Source organism: Dellaglioa sp. CoH-57-MRSF-20, assembly GCF_056781955.1.
On the sequence record NZ_JBXAXV010000003.1, the window covers coordinates 189,587 to 207,444 of the forward strand.

The following is a 17,858-nucleotide window of genomic DNA, read 5'->3' on the forward strand; positions in this document are numbered from 1 at the left end:
TAGCCTAATTATTAATCATTTTCTCATTAATATGTTATCATTATTTCATAAATAAATTTGGAGGTCTTTCTATGTCAAAAATAAATTTTGAAGATCAACTTAAAAAATATGCTGAATTAATCGTCAAAGTCGGTGTTAACGTCTCAAAAGGCCAAACAATCGTCCTACAAATTTCCGTAACCCAACAAAAATTAGCTCATTTAATCGTCAATGAAGCTTATGCTGCTGGCGCAAGTGAAGTTATCGTTAAATGGGCAGATAGTCATGTCTCGAAATCATTCCTTGAATTTGCTCCACTAGACCGTTTAGTCGACGTTCCTGGTTATGCAACCTCAGAAGTTGAAGATTGGGTTGCTAAAAAAGCATCTCGCATCTCAGTCATGTCAGATGATCCTGATGCCTTTGCTGGTATCCCTTCTGAAAAGATTGCCTCACGCCAAAAAGCTATGGGTCAAGCTCTACGTCCATTACGTAAAGCAACTCAAAATAATGACGTTAGTTGGACTGTAGTCGCTGCCGCAGATACTGCTTGGGCTGAACTCGTTTTTCCTGAATTAAAAGGCGAACTTGCTGTTTCACGACTTTGGGAAGAAATTTTTAAAACAACACGTATTGATCATGAAGATCCAATTGAAGCATGGCATCAACATGATTTAACATTGCGCACAAAAGCTGAAGAATTAAATAAAGAACAATTTTCTGCTTTACATTATGTTGCCCCAGGGACAGATATCGTCATCGGTCTCCCTAAAAATCATTTGTGGGAAGGCGCCGGTTCATTTGATGCACAAGGTCATGAATTCATGGCTAACATGCCTACCGAAGAAGTTTTCACCGCACCTGATTCTAGACGTATTGATGGTTACATTTCTTCAACAAAACCATTAAGCTACGCAGGAACTACTTTGAGTGGTATGAAATTTACTTTTGAAGCAGGTAAGGTTGTTAAAGCAACTGCTGAACAAGGTGAAGAAGTTTTACAGCACTTACTAGAGACTGATGATGGCGCAAAATCATTGGGTGAAGTTGCTTTAGTTCCAGACCCTTCTCCAATTTCACAATCAGGAATAACGTTCTTTAATACATTATTCGATGAAAATGCCAGTGACCATTTAGCGCTTGGCTCCGCTTATCCCTTCTCTATTAAGGATGGTACTAAAATGAACGATACTGAATTAGCCGCTGCTGGTTTAAATTTAAGCCAAACGCACGTTGACTTCATGGTCGGCTCATCTGACATGTCAATTGATGGGCTTCGTGAGGATGGCAGTACAGTACCCGTTTTCCGTAATGGGGATTGGGCATAAATGATCACATAAAAAGGTATAAACTAGCATTTCTGTTAGTTTATACCTTTTTCACTACTACTTATTTTATTGATTAGGTTTTTGTAACCCAAATTCAGAAAGTATATCTTAATATAGTATATTAAAATCATATGTTTGTTTATATTAAATGTCATTTTTATAATCCCTATAAGTAAAGGTAATAAAAGCTAAGCTACTAATCACCCACGCTGCAATAACCATCATTAGTCGAGGTTTAGTAATGATTTTTGAATGATAACTAAGCGTTACTCTATTGATACCTTTTTTTGTTGCTTTAATCGTTGGACTACCTATATTTGATAAGGTAATCTTTTTTATATTAAGCTTAGTTCCATTTAGTGTAACTTTTGAATTGTTATAAACAATAATAGGTAAGGACATTGTTTCTCCTATTTTTGTTGCAGTCCATCTAAGCGATAAATCACCCTTATCTGTCACTCTTTTTATAATATTTGACTTATTCATTATAATTTCATTTTTATATTCATTGTAAGGATCCTTGCTTAATTCTTGATTATTAGGTAAATAATCTGGAGTTGATTTTTGTGCTACCTCTAACCCTTTTTTTAAATCACGATTAGTAAAAGCATTTCTTATTTGGACAGTACTTAAAGAATCTGGGGTTGTAACATGTCCTTTAGCTATAATTGACTCATTTGAATTCCAAATTTCATTTTTAGTCTGAATATCACTATACGATTGCCCTAAAATAAAAATACTTCCGACAATTAAAAACAATGAACAATTTTTCTTTGCATTCGGCGAAGGTAACGTAGAAATTGTAGCACTGAACCCCGCTACTAATAGAATCGTAGTAAAACTATCAAATCGATAAGGAAACTGTAAAAAACTTTGTAACTGTGGAATTAATATAGATATCCTAGTCCACGGAAATAAATTTGTAGTTAGAGCAAGAAAAATAGCTCCTATTATAGTAACAATCTTATTAGCTAGAGATAATTCTTTTCTTTTTGAAAACAACCAAACAATTTGTAACACAAAAATGATACTCATAACCAATCCAAACTGTGTACCACTATAGTTACCAGTTGAAAGGTTCATGGTTGAACCAGACATGTTTGAATTGGCAAATGGTGAATATATTTTATTATTTGAGAAAACATCCAACATAGCTCCCCAAACATTAAAGGTCAGAACTAACGCCAGTAAACTGGCTAGAAAACATTTTAATAAAAGTTGTAATTTCTGGTTAGTTTGAATAAAGCCAATGAAAAAGAATACAACTAAAACGCCAATTGACATTAAGGCGCTTAAGACGTGAATTTGGATTAGCACTGAAACTGCTAATGCTAAAGGTAGTACTTTTAAATCCTTAGCATTATTTTTAATCATTTTAAGCCCAAGAATGACAATCAAAGGCATCAACATAACGCCCCATATCATAAAATTCTGATAGATTGACCATCGAGTGATATAGAAACTACCCATAAAAAGACTAGCAGCTAAGACTGAATTTTTTTTAGTCGCTTTCAATTCTCTAGATAGAAAATACATTGAAAATCCACTAATAAAGAAAATTATGAATGACGTGACAATTTCAAATTTAATCCAACTATGCACGATACCTAGTAATCCACCTAAAAGGTAAGTAAACCCTGGTCCATATAAGGCATTAACAATTCGACCACTTTGTTGAAAACCGTAATTAGATTGAAAATAATTAAAGTTACCTGTTTTAAGCTGCATATAATCATCATAGATACGGTTAAAATGGAATAGAGAATCAGCACCAACTACTAAACTATTATTAAGTATCTGCGGAACTGTCAGAAAAAAACTTAATATAAAAATAACGCAAAATACCGTTCCATATTTTTTTAAAGATTCAAACTTATTTATCAAGCTATTTACTCCCAAATAAAATTATTTAATGGTTTAATTATAACAATAGAAAATTGTGCTGTCACTCAAGAAATATAATATTGCTAGAACTAAAAGATCAATATCTATGAAACTACTGACACCTTAGCCATGTTGTAAATGAAAATTATGACTATGAATTTAAAAATCTACAATAGTAATAATTGACTTATTTATTTTTGCCATTTACAATGAAGTAATCAGCCTTTTTGTCTCTGTAGCTCAGCTGGATAGAGCAACCGCCTCCTAAGCGGTAGGTCATCAGTTCGACTCTGATCAGGGACATCTTAAATAAATTTTCCGCCTTATAGGTTACAAGACTTCGGTATACTGCCGAGCTTTTGTAACCTATTTTTTATATATTTAACTTGTAAGTGCTATTTATTTTATCCTTGAAATTGTAGCAGTAGAAGAATTACTATTATATAAATTGTATTAATGAATGCAATTAATATAAATAACAACATACCACATAGACGATAACCAATATTTTTCTGAAAAAAGGGTAGTCTTTCAATATAAGTTCCAATGCCAATCATACCCGTCCCCACTAACCACATGCCAATCGTTAAATTCACAACTATTAACCATGGTTCAATTAAACACAACACGATACTAACAATTCCTACCCATTTCATTTCATTATTTACAGGTTTAAACCTTTTTCTCATCGGAAAGACCTTCTTCCACGTTATATATATTTGTTTAACAATTTTTTTAAGGTCTAAAACACATCATTTTATCCAATCTTTTCTAAACTATCTTTAAGATTTCGATAATTGTACACCTAATATTATTTTTCCACTAAGCAATAAGACTTTCGCAAATAAAAAAATACTGTTTAAGCAAACAATCATTGCTTAAACAGTATTTTAAATCGCATCGAAATTTTATATCTTCAATTTTTCCAGTTTATAATTCGACACCATTTGTTTTAATAACATTTTGATACCAATAGAACGAATCTTTTTTCAATCGATTTAGCGTCCCGTTACCTTCGTTATCTCGATCTACGTAAATGTAACCATAGCGTTTCGCCATTTCGCCTGAGCCTGCGCTAATTAAATCGATACAGCCCCATGATGTGTAACCTAGACAAGAAACCCCGTCTGCAATCGCCTCACCCATTGCTTCAATATTTTCACTTAGATAAGAAATGCGATAATCATCATGAATTTTATTGCCTTCTTCCACAACATCTTTTGCACCTAATCCATTTTCAACAACAAATAATGGTTTCTGATAACGATCATAAATTTGATTCATCGTTGTTCTCAAACCAAGGCCATCTGTTTGCCAGCCCCATTCGCTTGTCTTTAAGTAAGGATTTTTTAAGCTATCAAAGACATTTGCTGCTGTTTTATCAGTCATCTCAGGATCAGCGCTTGCTAATCTTGATGAATAATAGCTAAATGAAATGAAATCAACTGTATTTTCTAATAAATCTTTTTCGTCGGTATCTGCCATTTTAATTTCTATACCCATATCTTTAAATAATCTTGCCGAATAACTTGGGTAGTAGCCACGTGACTGAACATCAATAAAGAAGTATCCTTCCCGATCCTTTGTCATTGCTTCAAATACATCTTTTGGATTAGGTGTATTGGGATAGGTAACCCCAGCCGCTAACATACACCCTATCTTAAAATCAGGATTAATTTCGTGTGCTAATTTTGTCGCAAGCGCAGAGGCAACTAATTGATGATGTGCCGCTTGATATTTGATTTGGTCAGGATTATCAATCCCTTCCAAATCTAATCCACCGCCCAATAACGGAATGTGTAAAATCATATTAATTTCGTTAAATGTTAACCAATACTTAACCTTATCCTTATAACGCATAAATAAGACGCGTGAAAAGTTTAAGTAATTATCAATCATTCGACGGTCAGCCCAACCATTCATTTTTTTCAACATCCCTAACGGCGTATCGAAATGGTTAATTGTTACTAACGGTTCCATCCCTAATTCGTTACAAAGATCGATAACTTTATCATAGAATTCTAGCCCTTTTTCGTTTGGTTCTTTTTCATCACCTTGTGGAAATATCCGTGGCCAACTAATTGACATTCTGAAGGTTTTGAAACCCATTTCTGCCATTAATCGTAAATCTTCTTCATAATGATGATAAAAATCAACAGATTCATGACTAGGATAAAAATCTTCTTTCATCTGCATCGCTTCTTTTACATTAAATAAATAATCCCAGCGACCATGGTGTGCGTCTGGTAATATATCTACTAATGACAGGCCCTTACCATCAACATCATAGGCCCCTTCAAATTGATTAGCGGCCGTTGCGCCACCCCATAAAAAGTTATCTGGAAAATTTGATTTTGTCATCTTATTGACCTCCTGAATTAATTTCTAAATCTAATAAATCAGTACCAACAATTATTTCTGACTGGTCTTTAGCAAGTGGTTTAATTTTTTTATATTTTGGTGTGTTCGTCACGATAATTGGCGTAATAATTTCATATCCTGCCTGTTTAATACCTTCAATATCGAATTTAAGTAATAAATCGCCTTTTTTTACGACGGTATCAATTTCTGTTTGAATTTCAAAATACTTACCTTCTAATTCAACTGTATCCATTCCGATATGCATTAAAATTTCGGCGCCATCGTCTGTCACCATACCAACTGCGTGTCCTGTTGGAAAAACTAATGTTATTTTACCATCAGCAGGTGCGTATAATTGACCAACTTCAGGTAGAATTGCGATACCGTCACCCATAATACCAGAACTAAAGACAGGGTCTTTAACCTCTGATAAAGGTAATACTTCGCCTTTAAGTGGGCTACCAAGGATTTCTCCACTCATTTCTACTTCTACAGGTACTACTGACGTTGTTACTTTTGTTTCAGCAACAGCAACGGGTACTTCTTGATCTTCCTTTGTTAAACCGAACATAAGTGTTAAGACATATGCCAATACGAATGAAACAACGATTGCTATCAGCACAGCGTAGAATGACATATCAATTCCTGTCTTAGGATTCAAGTAACTTGGAATAGAGAAAATGCCTAATCCACCAACCATGTATCCTTTTGTCCCAAATACACCAAGAACCATGCCACCAATAGCGGCTGAAATACATGTAATAATAAATGGTTTTTTACGAGGTAACGTAATTCCGTAAATAGCGGGTTCCGTAACACCAAAGATTCCTGAAATAAATGAAGAATAGCCAAGACCTTTTAGTTTTTTATTTTTTGTTTTAATTGTAATTGCCAATACTGACCCAATTTGAGCGAACGTTGTCCCTAGCATAAGTGCTAAAATTGGATCTGAGCCTGTTGTTGAAATGTTAAGTAAGGCAAGTGGAACAAGTCCCCAATGTAACCCGAAGATAACAAGTACTTGCCATAAGCCACCAAGAACTGCGCCAGCGGCAATTGGACTAAATGTGTATACAGCTGTAAATCCGGTTGCCACAATATCACTAGCCCAAGTTGTTATGGGACCTATAAAGATAAATGTAATAGGCACAACAACAAGTGCTGTTAACATTGGCACTAAGAATGTTCGTACAACTTCTGGTATCACTTTTTTGAAGAATGGTTCCACTTTTGATGCAAACCAAATTGATACAATAATAGGTACAACTGATGATGCGTAACTCATCATGATTACTGGAATCCCCAAGAATGTCATATAGATTGGTGATTCAAAAATTGTTCCTGCAAATAAAGTGTACAGCACTTTTCCACCTGAAGCGGCTAGTGTTGCTGGCAATTGTGCCACAATAGTTGGGTAAACTAAGGATGCACCAATAACCATTGCCAACAATGGATTAACGTGGAATTTTTTACTAGCACTGTAAGCTAAGATAATCGGGAAGAAATAAAAGAAAGAATCTCCTAATGCATTTAAAATAATATACGTTCCAGATGTCGGTGCCACCCAGCTAAATGCGACTAGTAATGAAACTATTCCTTTGATCATCCCTGTTGCAGCTAAAACACCTAGAGCTGGTGCAAAGATACCTGAAATCATATCAATAAAGGCATCAAGCGGTTTCATTTTTTCGCCATCATTATCTGGCACAATGCCATCACCATCAAGTCCGCTACCTTTAACTAATGCATCATAAACTTCCGGAACTTGATTTCCAACAACCACTTGGTACTGGCCGCCACTTTTAACAACGGTCACTACGCCGTCCATATTTTTCAACATATCGGTATTGGCCTTAGATTCATCTTTTAATTTAAATCTTAGTCGGGTTGTACAATGGACTACGCTATTAACGTTAGCTTCGCCACCTACATTTTTTAAAATATCTTTAGCTAATTTTTCGTAACTCATCACAATCACTCCTTTATATTTTTTATAAATTAAAACCCAGTTATCCATTTCAACTCAAAAAATACGAGTTTGCATGGATAACTGGGTTTATGCTTGCTTATAAATGGCAATAACACACCTAATTATCAATTTATTTAATTTTCTGTTTGCCGATGGGTTACTCGCCAGATATGTAAAACTAGATAAACTTGTTCGTCTGCTTGTAAATCCCAATCGGCCCGTTCTCGAATATACTGCACGATTTTTTCCACTGTTTCGTACACTTGTGGATACCGACTAATCATCATGGCGAGCAACTCAGGGTCAAGTTCTGCACGATCAATCTCAGTATTATGAAAATGCCTAATGAATAAATAGCGTAAATGTGAGACAAATCGACTATAATTAAATGATTTTTCGTCGAGAATAATACCAGTATCTAATTGAATAATATTAACAATTCCCGAAATGAGTTCTGTCAGCTTCATCGATTCTTGAACAGCATGTCCGCCTTCTTTGACGTTAATCAAATGATAGGTTAATAAAATCAATTCATTATTTTGAACCGTAATGTCAAATTTTGATTCGATTTCTTTAATACCAACCTTTGCAGCTTGGAATTCACTTGGAAATAATTTTTTCATTTCCCAATGAACAGATCGGTCATTTAAAAACATTTCTTCACGATTTTTTTGTAATGAATATTGAAAATGGTCCACTAAAATCAAAAATTGAACATCATCAAATGTCACATCAATTAATGGCTCTACTACTCCAACAAAAGTTGTCGTAACTTCCAAAGTTTCTGCATCAAATCCTGAAATTAATTTCATTGTATCTGAATCTTCTTCAGCTTTAAACCGTCGGTCAATCTGGTCCTTATCGATATTATCTCCAGCATGATAACCGAATCCAATACCGTTACCAATGACCACCCACTCAACATTGTCGGATGATTCAACTAAAGCTGCATTATTATTAAAATTTTTTACGAACTTCACATCAAACCGACCCCTTCCCATAAAAAATGACCTACAAATACAGATATTTTCATATCTACATCAATAGGTCATGCCTGATCGAATCAGTAACACTCATTTCATATTTATTGTATCATTTATTGTAAGCGTTATCAATAGCTATTTAAATTACTTTATAACTTACTACCATTTTCTTTAATGACCTTTTGATACCAATAGAATGAATCTTTCTTATATCGTTTTAATTCTTTCGCACTTTCTTCATCACGATCAATATAAACAAAGCCATAGCGCTTTTGATAGCCATTTGACCAGCTCAATAAATCAGTGAAACTCCAAGTTGTATACCCAATGACTTTTACACCGTCTGAAATGGCTTCTTGAATGGCTTTAATATGTTCATTGATAAAGTAAATTCGGTAATCATCATGAATTGTATTGCCTTCTTCTAATTTATCATAAGCACCAAGACCGTTTTCAGTAATAAGAACAGGTAAGTCGTAACGACTATCAATTCTTCTCAGAGCAATTCTTAGCCCTTCAGGATCAATATTCCAATCCCAATCAGTTTGTTTTAAAAATTCATTATTAGTAGTCTTAAACATGCCTGGAACGCCACTTTCGGAGCTAGTCCCCTTTTTACCTGTATTATTTTCAGCAGCAAGTCCAACACCACCAACTAACGGATTAGCCGCAATTGTTTGGGTTTGATAATAATTTAAACCCATAAAATCTGGTTTTCCAGCAATTAAAAGAGCTTGATCTGCTTCTGTAACAGTAGGTGCAGTTCCACGTTCAGTTAACCATTTATAAATCATTTTTGGATAACGTCCATAAACATAAATATCCATCCAAAAATGAGCAGCATAATCTTCATAGTTAGTAGCCGCAACTTGGTTTTTAGGATCTCCATTAACTGCATAACCCGGGCTATAGGCAAAGCTAGGCCCAATTTCACCTTGATAATGACCTTCATGAAATGCCTTAATTGCTGAAGCATTTGCTAAATTAGCAATGTGATTTGCAGCATACATTCTTTTTTCATCATTTACTGCAGGCGGATGACTCTCCATTTGATAGCCATGAGAAATAAATACGTTTTGTTCATTTAATGATACCCAATATTTAACACGATCACTGAATGCATCAAAACAAGTTTTCGCATAATCCGTAAAATCAGTAATAATTTCACGAGATTCCCAACCAGCATATTCATCTTGTAATGCTTGTGGTAAATCCCAATGATAAAGTGTCACAACAGGTTCAATATTATTCGCAATTAACTCATCGATTAATCGATTATAAAAATCTATCCCCTTTTGATTAACTTTACCTTTTCCTTCTGGATAAATACGTGTCCAAGCAATTGAAAAACGGTAAGCTTTCAATCCTTGCTCCTTCATTAAGGCGACATCTTCTTTAAAACGGTGATAATGATCGACGGCTACATCACCATTTGTACCCTTAAATGTTTTCCCAGGAATTCTTACAAATTTATCCCAAACTGATAATCCTTTACCATCTTCTTGATACGCACCTTCAATTTGGTAAGCAGCTGAGGAAGCCCCCCATAAAAAATCAGTTGGAAATTGACTCATTTTTTCATATTCCATTATCTATTCTCTCCTTAAAAATAATCACTTAATATCGGTTGTTCTTTAATTAATGCGCCATCGAATAACGTCACGTCGCCTGATACAAATCCATATTGTTTTAATTGTTTAAATGTTCGATACCCCATCATACTTCGTGTTAAATTTTGAATATCCGTTGTAAACGTAGTTGCTGAATTTTCAGTCTTTTCAACTTTTGTTTGTCCGTCTATTCGGCTAATTTGCCAATAGCCTTCATTAGCCTGAATAGTCGAATCTTGAACTTGAATCACAATTTGTGGAAAATCTTGCTGGTAAGGGTATCTGCTGAGAAAGTCTTCAACATTTACAATTCTTGCCATCATGTAAGGTTGCGTTGTCACTTCAACTTGAGGATTTGCCAGTACATCTGGAAATGGCTGTCCAATTGGACTCTCATAACTAAACCATTCGTATGCTGATTGATGCTTAAGCACAAAATTTTGTAATTGGAGCCAACTCTCACTTGTTTGATATATCCATTCAACGATTTTAAATTCATCAGTTTCTCTTTGATAAACAAGATAGCCTTCTGACTCATTTTTTTCATTATAATAGACCGCTACTTCCCAGTTAGGGTGTTTCTCCGCCGAATAAGTTAACCACCAATCTGGCCGTTCAATACCACCTTGTTGAGAGAGCTGATTCTGTTGGTATAATTTATTTAATTCCTCTTTTACATCCAAATAACGGTGACGTTCAACGTGACCTATGGCCTTAACTTTTAATCGTGGTAAATCCTTCGTATTCATCCGATATATCGTTTGATCAAATGTTGCTTCGTAACCGAATTTACGATAGAACGGATACGAAAATGGCGCTAAATACGATAATGTCGTTCCATTATCATACATCTCATCCAGAGCTAAATTCATTAATTGTCCAATACTACCCTGACCAGCAAATTCTGGATAACTTGCAACATAGCCAATACCACCCATTTTAAATTGAGTCCCGTGAAAATGAGTCGTAAATGGTGTATTAATCACACCGCTGACAACTTTCCCAGATTCAACTGAGCCCCAATCTGATGAATGCTCATAAAGTTTGCGAAAAAAGCTCTTTCTCTGTGCTGATACTTTTTTATTAAAGGCATAAATTGATAAATCAAAGTAACTTCCAAAATGAGTTTCATCTAACTTCATATTTGTCATGGATCTACTCAACTCCTTCTTCTGTACGAATTAACCTCTTTAAATATAGCACGGTTACCCTATTCGTGCAATCGCTTACAAAATTAGTCAATAAAAAAATCATCCAATTATTATTGGATGATCCTTCTCATTAATCAAAATGTTCTGCTTTTGGTTTGCGTCTTTTACCTTTATTTTTTTGATTTCTCAAACGAACTTTACGATGTGGTTTCTTTACTGGTTCATCAGATTGCTTTTGACCATCAACTGTTTTGGCTTTCACTTCAACTGGTTTAAGTTTCTTAGCTTTTGGTTCAGCCACACGTTCTGGTCTTTCTGTTACAATCGCACCATCATATAAGTAACCTTTTTCAATTTCAAATGGTGTATTTTTTAAATCTTGTTTTAAGGTACGTAGATCATGTTCATTTCCAAGATTAATAACCATCCCTTCAGCACCCATCCGGCCTGTCCGGCCGACACGATGAATATATGACGTCGTATCTTTAGGCATATCATAATTTACGACTGCGGGTAACATTGGAATGTCCAAACCTCGAGCGGCAACATCCGTCGTTAGTAATAATTTAATTTCATGCTTATGAAGTTGTGATAAAGCATTAGCACGATTAACTTGGCGTTGCTCGCTATCTAAGACAGCGACTGGTACATGATCATATTTTAATTTTTGAGCCATATCTTGTAACGATGATAGTTGGTTAAAGAAAACTAGTGCATAAAAATCTTCAACATTTGCTAAACGACGCAACGTTGATTGACGTTTACGCGTTGGTGTTTCAATTGAATAATGGTGAACGATACCTTGTGTTTGATCAACTTCACGAACATCATAAGTTGTCACATTAGCACCAAACCATTTTTTCAAATCATCTAATATTGCCGTTTCCGTCGCAGAAAAGAAACTTAATTGAATGCCTGCAGGTGCCTGGCTGATTAAATCACGACAAGTTGTTAGTGTTTCATCCGTTAATAAATCATCCGCTTCATCAATGACAACTGATTTAACTTTATGTAATTTAATTTTTTTATCTTCAGCTAAATTCAATAAGCGACCTGGTGTTCCGACAATAATCTCAGGTTTTTTCTTTAAATTTTCAATTTGGCGTTTCATATTAGCACCACCAATAATAGCTTGAACTTTTAAATCAAGTTCTTTAGCCCAAGGACGAATGACACCTGCTAATTGCATAGCTAATTCTTGTGAAGGTGCAATAATCAATAGTTGAATGCCATCTTTAGGTATTAATCTTTCGAGTAAAGGTAAGCTGAACGCTAATGTTTTACCAGAACCGGTTGGTGCTAATCCAAGGATATTTTCACCTGATTTTAGAGGTTCATAAACGGCTTCTTGGATGGGTGATTGTGTTTCAAAACCTTGTTCTTTAAAATATGCATCAAATTTTGGATTCATTTTAGTCTCTTTCTTTTAACTTCATAGGATTAGTTTTAATAATTAAGTATAGCATATAAAAAATAAGCTTCCATTGATTCACAGAAACTTATCTCAATAATTCTTATTTATGATCAGCTGGAAATTCAATTCCGGCACTTTTCCTTAAATCAAACAATACTTGATTAACTGTCACACTAAGTTTTTGCCATTTTATATAATCAGCTTTGTTCGTTACGTCATTGGGGTTATTGATGACTCTAGCAAAATCAATCGCTTCAGCTAACATCGGATTTTTAGCTGGTTTTTGACTAAGTAGTTCTTCTTTATCAGAGCCATCTCGATAAAGAACCTCATTTAATTCAGCTGCATTATCCATCACAATTGTGTCTTTTAGGCCATAGATTTCACTAGTTAAATATGAATTTGCTGTCTTACCAATATTTAAGGTCACTCTAAAATCTTCATAAGTTAGAATTGCGACACCTTTACCATCAACACCTGTTGGTAACATTGTTGGATAGTACTGAACTTCAAGTGGTGTACCAAACCAAGAAATAGCATTATAAACAACGTAAACACCTAAGTCTTGTAATGCACCACCAGAAAATTTTGGTGAGAAGATATTAGGTTCTTCACCTGCTAAAATAGCATCATAACGTGACGAATACTTCATATAAGTTAAAGTTGCGCCTTGGATGGTCTCTAGTTCAGTTACTTTTTGTTCAATAATTTTGAAATTATCTTGATGAATTTGTCGAGCTGCTTCAAATAATTGACTTCCAGGATGTTCCCTAAGAACCGTCTGAATAGCGGCCATTTCTGTTGGATTTGAGACCACTGGTTTTTCGGCAATAACTTTTTTACCAGCTTCAATCGCTAATTTAATTTGTTCAAAATGTAAACTATTCGGAGAAGCAATATAGATTACCTCAAATTTATCTGAATTTAAAAATTCTGTCATATTATCGTAAAAATTTGTTGCACCATATTTTTCACCAAAATCTTTGGCTTTTAATTCGGTTCTTGAATAGACACTAGTCAATTGAAATTCATTAGATTCATGCGCTGCTTCAACGAATTGACCTGTAATCCAATTTGTACCAATAATACCTAATTTAATCATACCCAATACCTCCATTTTATTATTAAATTCATTATAACAACAATTGAACCGTTTTCATAACGATTGCTTTATTTCAATTTTGTGACGATAGATTAAATTTATATATATTTTGGGCAATTCTTTCCGCTTGTTAGCTAAAAGTGCTATATTTAAGTAGAAGAGTTCTAATTAGGAGGGATAGCTGTGAAGAAACGTAGTTTTGCACTACTAGGTGCATCATTTTTTATTGGATTAACGAAAGATATTAAGTCTATAACCGCACCTAAAACTAAGGTTTCTTTACCTATTTTTTATGCTGGACATTGGCTATTCTACGATGAATTAAGTCATCGACACCATAATTTGGATATTTCATCAGACCTCACAATTCGAATTGACGAACGTGCACTCGATGGTAAGATTGAACATATAGATGAGCGTGAACTTAGTTTCTTAGATGAATATGGTTTTCATCTAAGAATTGATGCAAACGATCAAGGACCAGTGAGTTTGTTTGACGAAGCAGATAACCGGACCTATCCCATTAAATTAGCCCCAATTGTAGAATCACAAGATGATAAAAATGAAGATGTAGATTAACAGAATTTTGTTGATTATCATCTTCATTTTTTGTTTCATTACACGTTTAAATAGTCTAAAATAGTTAAATACGCATTTTAATATAGAAACGAGGACCTTTTTCCATGAACAATGATCACCTAAAACGAGATATTGGCTTTTTCGCTGCCCTTTCAACTGTAATGGGAACAGTTATCGGCGGAGGCGTTTTTTTTAAAGTTTCAAGCGTTACACAACAAACCCAATCTGCTAACTTAACTTTATTTGTTTGGTTACTTGGTGGCTTTTTAACTATCTGTGCTGGATTAACCGCTGCAGAACTTGCAGCCGCCATCCCAGAAACTGGTGGCGCCATTAAATATATCGAATATACTTATGGCCGTTTCCCAGCATTTTTACTTGGCTGGGCACAAATAATCATTTATTATCCAGCAAACATTGCAGCTCTTTCAATTATTTTTGGCACACAATTAATTAATCTTTTCCATCTTGATTCACATTTAATTATCCCATTTGCTTTAATTAGTGGAATCAGTATCACATTGATTAACTTTTTAGGCGCCAAAGTTGGTGGTACCTTTCAATCAATTTCATTAGTTTTAAAATTATTACCTATTATTGTCATTGTGATATGGGGGATTTTCACTCCTGGACAAGTGACGTTTAGTTTAATTCCGTTAACATCCGGCGCGCACCAGTCTTTCTTTACTGCTTTAAGTGGCGGCCTTCTTGCGACCATGTTTGCTTATGATGGCTGGATTGGGGTTGGAAATATTGCCGGAGAGATGCACCATCCAGAACGTGATTTACCGAAAGCCATTATTTCAGGATTATTTTTCATCACAATTATCTATACATTAATTAATTTTGTTTTTCTTAAGGCTCTTCCTATTTCAGGATTAGCTGGCAATTTAAATGCAGCTTCTGATGCCTCAAGACAACTATTTGGACAATTTGGTGGTAAGTTTGTGACCGTTGGTATCTTAATTTCAGTCTACGGTGCCACTAACGGCTATACGTTAACCGGTATGCGCGTTCCATATGCGATGGCCTTAGAAAACCAACTCCCCTTTAGTAATTGGCTAAAACGCTTATCTCCTCATACGAGAGTTCCATATATTGCGGGCTTTTTACAAATAAGTATCGCAATAATAATGATGTTCTTAGGTAGTTTTGATTTATTAACAGATATGCTTATTTTTGTTATTTGGATTTTTAATGTACTAGTTTTCGTTGCTATCTTTATATTACGAAAACGTGAACCTGAATTAAATAGACCCTATAAAGTTCCTTTATATCCAATCATTCCAATCATCGCGATTATTGGGGGTATTTTTATACTCGTTGCGACACTATTAACACAAACGACGTTAGCACTTGTTGGTCTATTAATAACGGGACTTGGCATTCCTGTTTACTTTATTCATCAAAAAAGCCAAGGATAATTATACAAATAAAAACATTCAACTTTTAGAGCCAGATAGGCTCATATCCCTTAAGTCGAATGTTTTTATTTTTTATAAATTATTTAAATAGTTACTATATCCAGCAGCTTCCATTTCTGCTTCAGGAATAAACTTCAATGAGGCAGAGTTAATACAATAACGTAATCCGCCTTGGTCTTTAGGTCCATCAGTAAATACATGACCTAAATGTGAATTTGCTTCCTTACTTCTAACTTCCGTTCGTTGATAACCAAAAAGACTATTATCAACCAACTCAGCAATCTTAGAACCTGGGATTGGTTTTGAAAATGATGGCCAACCGCAGCCAGCGTCATATTTTTCTGCTGAACTAAAAAGTGCTTCCCCACTAACAACATCAACGTAAATTCCTTTTTGATAGAAGTCATCATATTTACCGGTAAATGGCGCTTCCGTTGCAGCATGTTGTGTAACTTCAAACTCTTCATTAGTTAAACGTTCACGTAATTCTTTTTCAGTTTCTTTTGACATAATGGACCTCCTAATGTTTTAAGATATCATTAGAATACTCTTTTTCACACTGAATACAATTTATCTGTTTGCAAAAAAAAGGCCAAAAGTAAAATACCTTTGGTCTTCCTCATCTATTATATTAAATTGGTTATTTTTCTAAAATTGTAACTGTTTCAATATGTGTTGTTTGTGGGAATTGATCCACTGGTAAAATTGGTTTTGTAACTTTGTAACCATCATCTAAGAAGCTCTGTAAATCACGAACTAATGTTGAAGGGTTACAACTAATGTAAACAACTTTTTTAGGTTGCATTTTAAGTGTACTTTCAATAAATGCTGGTTCTAGCCCCTTACGAGGAGGATCGACAACTAAAACGTCAGGTCTTAAGTTAGCATGACTCCAGTTTTCCATCCAGTTTTCTGCCATCCCAGTTTCAAAACGAACATTATCAATACCATTAATCTTAGCATTTTCTTTCGCATCTTTAACCGCTGCAGAAACTAATTCTACACCATAGATTTGACGAGCATGTTTTGCCATTGATAATGAAATTGTTCCAATACCACTATAAGCATCAATAACTGTTTCATTACCAGTTAAACCAGCACGTTCAAATGCTGCAGCATATAATTTTTCTGTTTGGACAGGATTAATTTGGTAGAAAGAATGTGGTGAAATTCTAAATGTTAATCCATTTAATTGATCTTCAATATAACCAGGGCCAAATAAAACTTTGTTTTCGCGGCCTAAAATAACATTTGTCTTTTCAGAATTTGTATTTTGAACAATAGTTGTAACCTCAGGTAATGATTCACGGATTGCAGCAGTAATTTCAGTAAACATTGGTAATTTCTTAGAGCGTGTTACTAAGACAATCATCATTTGTTTTGAGTAATGACCACGGCGAACCATAATGTGACGGATAATCCCTTTATGTGCACGTTCGTCATATGCTTCCACATGGAAACGTTGTAAGACATCACGTACAGCTACGATTGCTTTATCAATTTCTTCATCTTGAATTAAAAAATCTTCAATTGCAACAAAATCATGACTGTTTTTCTTGAAGAATCCTGTTTTTAATTCACCAGCAATTTCGCGAACAGGCACTTGTGCTTTATTACGGTAATGGAAAGGATTTTCCATTCCAACAGCATCAGATACTTCAATATCCAAATGCGCTTTTTTCAATAACTCTTGAACTTGTGCTTGTTTGAATTTTAATTGTGCTGGGTATGCTAAATGTTGTAAAGGTGCAATTCCAGTTTGTGTATATGCTGAACCTTTTGTTTCAACACGATCTGGGCTCTCATTACGAAAAGCTAAAACTTTAGCGAAACCAAAGTTCTTGCTAACTTTCATTACACGAATACTAACTTTTTCGCCTGGTAATGCATTTTCAATAAATAATGGGTAGCCATCAACTTTAGCGACACCCATACCTTGATAAGTTAAATCGATAATTTCTGTATCAAATTCTTGGTTCTTTATTACTGGAGGTAGTTTTTTCATTGTTGTCCTTTCGATGTTCCTGCGTATTTACTTTATTCAACCATGTTTAACCCCTAAAAGTCAATAGTT

General features: G+C 34.6%; 14 protein-coding genes and 1 tRNA gene. 4 read left to right on the plus strand and 11 right to left on the minus strand.

Annotated features, from left to right (window positions below; genetic code table 11):
* Positions 1 to 71: 71 nt before the first annotated feature.
* Positions 72 to 1,307, plus strand: coding sequence for an aminopeptidase (locus AC1RPN_RS04580; RefSeq protein ID WP_481761556.1), 1,236 nt, complete (start codon positions 72 to 74; stop codon positions 1,305 to 1,307).
* Between the two features lie 144 nt (positions 1,308 to 1,451).
* Here the strand turns inward: AC1RPN_RS04580 and AC1RPN_RS04585 are convergent, their stop codons facing one another.
* Positions 1,452 to 3,191 (minus strand): DUF6541 family protein, encoded by a 1,740-nt coding sequence (locus tag AC1RPN_RS04585; RefSeq protein WP_481761557.1) that lies wholly within the window; start codon positions 3,189 to 3,191, stop codon positions 1,452 to 1,454.
* 229 nt (positions 3,192 to 3,420) lie between these two features.
* On the opposite strand from AC1RPN_RS04585, the gene AC1RPN_RS04590 reads away from it, so the two are divergent.
* Positions 3,421 to 3,494 (plus strand) — tRNA-Arg (locus AC1RPN_RS04590).
* Positions 3,495 to 3,595: 101 nt separating this feature from the next.
* Here the strand turns inward: AC1RPN_RS04590 and AC1RPN_RS04595 are convergent.
* The 8 genes from AC1RPN_RS04595 to AC1RPN_RS04630 all read right to left on the minus strand — a co-directional run bounded on the left by AC1RPN_RS04595 (position 3,596) and on the right by AC1RPN_RS04630 (position 13,781).
* On the minus strand, positions 3,596 to 3,880 hold the full coding sequence (locus AC1RPN_RS04595) for a hypothetical protein (RefSeq protein ID WP_481761558.1): 285 nt from the start codon (positions 3,878 to 3,880) through the stop codon (positions 3,596 to 3,598).
* 241 nt (positions 3,881 to 4,121) lie between these two features.
* Positions 4,122 to 5,552, minus strand: coding sequence for a 6-phospho-beta-glucosidase (locus AC1RPN_RS04600; protein WP_481761559.1), 1,431 nt, complete (start codon positions 5,550 to 5,552; stop codon positions 4,122 to 4,124).
* Between the two features lies 1 nt (position 5,553).
* Positions 5,554 to 7,521, minus strand: coding sequence for a beta-glucoside-specific PTS transporter subunit IIABC (locus tag AC1RPN_RS04605; protein ID WP_481761560.1), 1,968 nt, complete (start codon positions 7,519 to 7,521; stop codon positions 5,554 to 5,556).
* Between the two features lie 134 nt (positions 7,522 to 7,655).
* Positions 7,656 to 8,501 carry a PRD domain-containing protein gene (locus tag AC1RPN_RS04610; protein WP_481761561.1) on the minus strand — a complete coding sequence of 282 codons (846 nt, stop codon included), beginning with the start codon at positions 8,499 to 8,501 and terminating at the stop codon, positions 7,656 to 7,658.
* A 152-nt stretch (positions 8,502 to 8,653) separates the two neighbouring features.
* Positions 8,654 to 10,093, minus strand: coding sequence for a glycoside hydrolase family 1 protein (locus AC1RPN_RS04615; RefSeq protein WP_481761562.1), 1,440 nt, complete (start codon positions 10,091 to 10,093; stop codon positions 8,654 to 8,656).
* Positions 10,094 to 10,107: 14 nt separating this feature from the next.
* Complete coding sequence (locus tag AC1RPN_RS04620) at positions 10,108 to 11,265, minus strand: GNAT family N-acetyltransferase (protein WP_481761563.1); 1,158 nt, start codon at positions 11,263 to 11,265, stop codon at positions 10,108 to 10,110.
* Positions 11,266 to 11,395: 130 nt separating this feature from the next.
* Complete coding sequence (locus AC1RPN_RS04625; RefSeq protein ID WP_481761564.1) at positions 11,396 to 12,676, minus strand: DEAD/DEAH box helicase; 1,281 nt, start codon at positions 12,674 to 12,676, stop codon at positions 11,396 to 11,398.
* Positions 12,677 to 12,779: 103 nt separating this feature from the next.
* Positions 12,780 to 13,781 carry a Gfo/Idh/MocA family protein gene (locus AC1RPN_RS04630; RefSeq protein WP_481761565.1) on the minus strand — a complete coding sequence of 334 codons (1,002 nt, stop codon included), beginning with the start codon at positions 13,779 to 13,781 and terminating at the stop codon, positions 12,780 to 12,782.
* Positions 13,782 to 13,964: 183 nt separating this feature from the next.
* On the opposite strand from AC1RPN_RS04630, the gene AC1RPN_RS04635 reads away from it, so the two are divergent.
* A complete protein-coding gene (locus AC1RPN_RS04635; RefSeq protein ID WP_481761566.1) occupies positions 13,965 to 14,360 on the plus strand; it encodes a DUF4828 domain-containing protein in 396 nt (131 codons plus the stop codon).
* Between the two features lie 104 nt (positions 14,361 to 14,464).
* The gene (locus AC1RPN_RS04640; RefSeq protein WP_481761567.1) at positions 14,465 to 15,784 is read left to right on the plus strand and encodes an APC family permease; all 1,320 of its coding nucleotides are present in this window, start codon (positions 14,465 to 14,467) and stop codon (positions 15,782 to 15,784) included.
* 72 nt (positions 15,785 to 15,856) lie between these two features.
* Here the strand turns inward: AC1RPN_RS04640 and msrB are convergent, their stop codons facing one another.
* Together msrB and rlmD are read right to left on the minus strand one after the other, a co-directional pair.
* Entirely contained in the window at positions 15,857 to 16,294 is a 438-nt protein-coding gene (gene msrB / locus AC1RPN_RS04645; protein ID WP_481761568.1) for a peptide-methionine (R)-S-oxide reductase MsrB, read from the minus strand.
* 130 nt (positions 16,295 to 16,424) lie between these two features.
* Entirely contained in the window at positions 16,425 to 17,789 is a 1,365-nt protein-coding gene (gene rlmD, locus AC1RPN_RS04650; protein WP_481761569.1) for a 23S rRNA (uracil(1939)-C(5))-methyltransferase RlmD, read from the minus strand.
* Between the last annotated feature and the right edge of the window lie 69 nt (positions 17,790 to 17,858).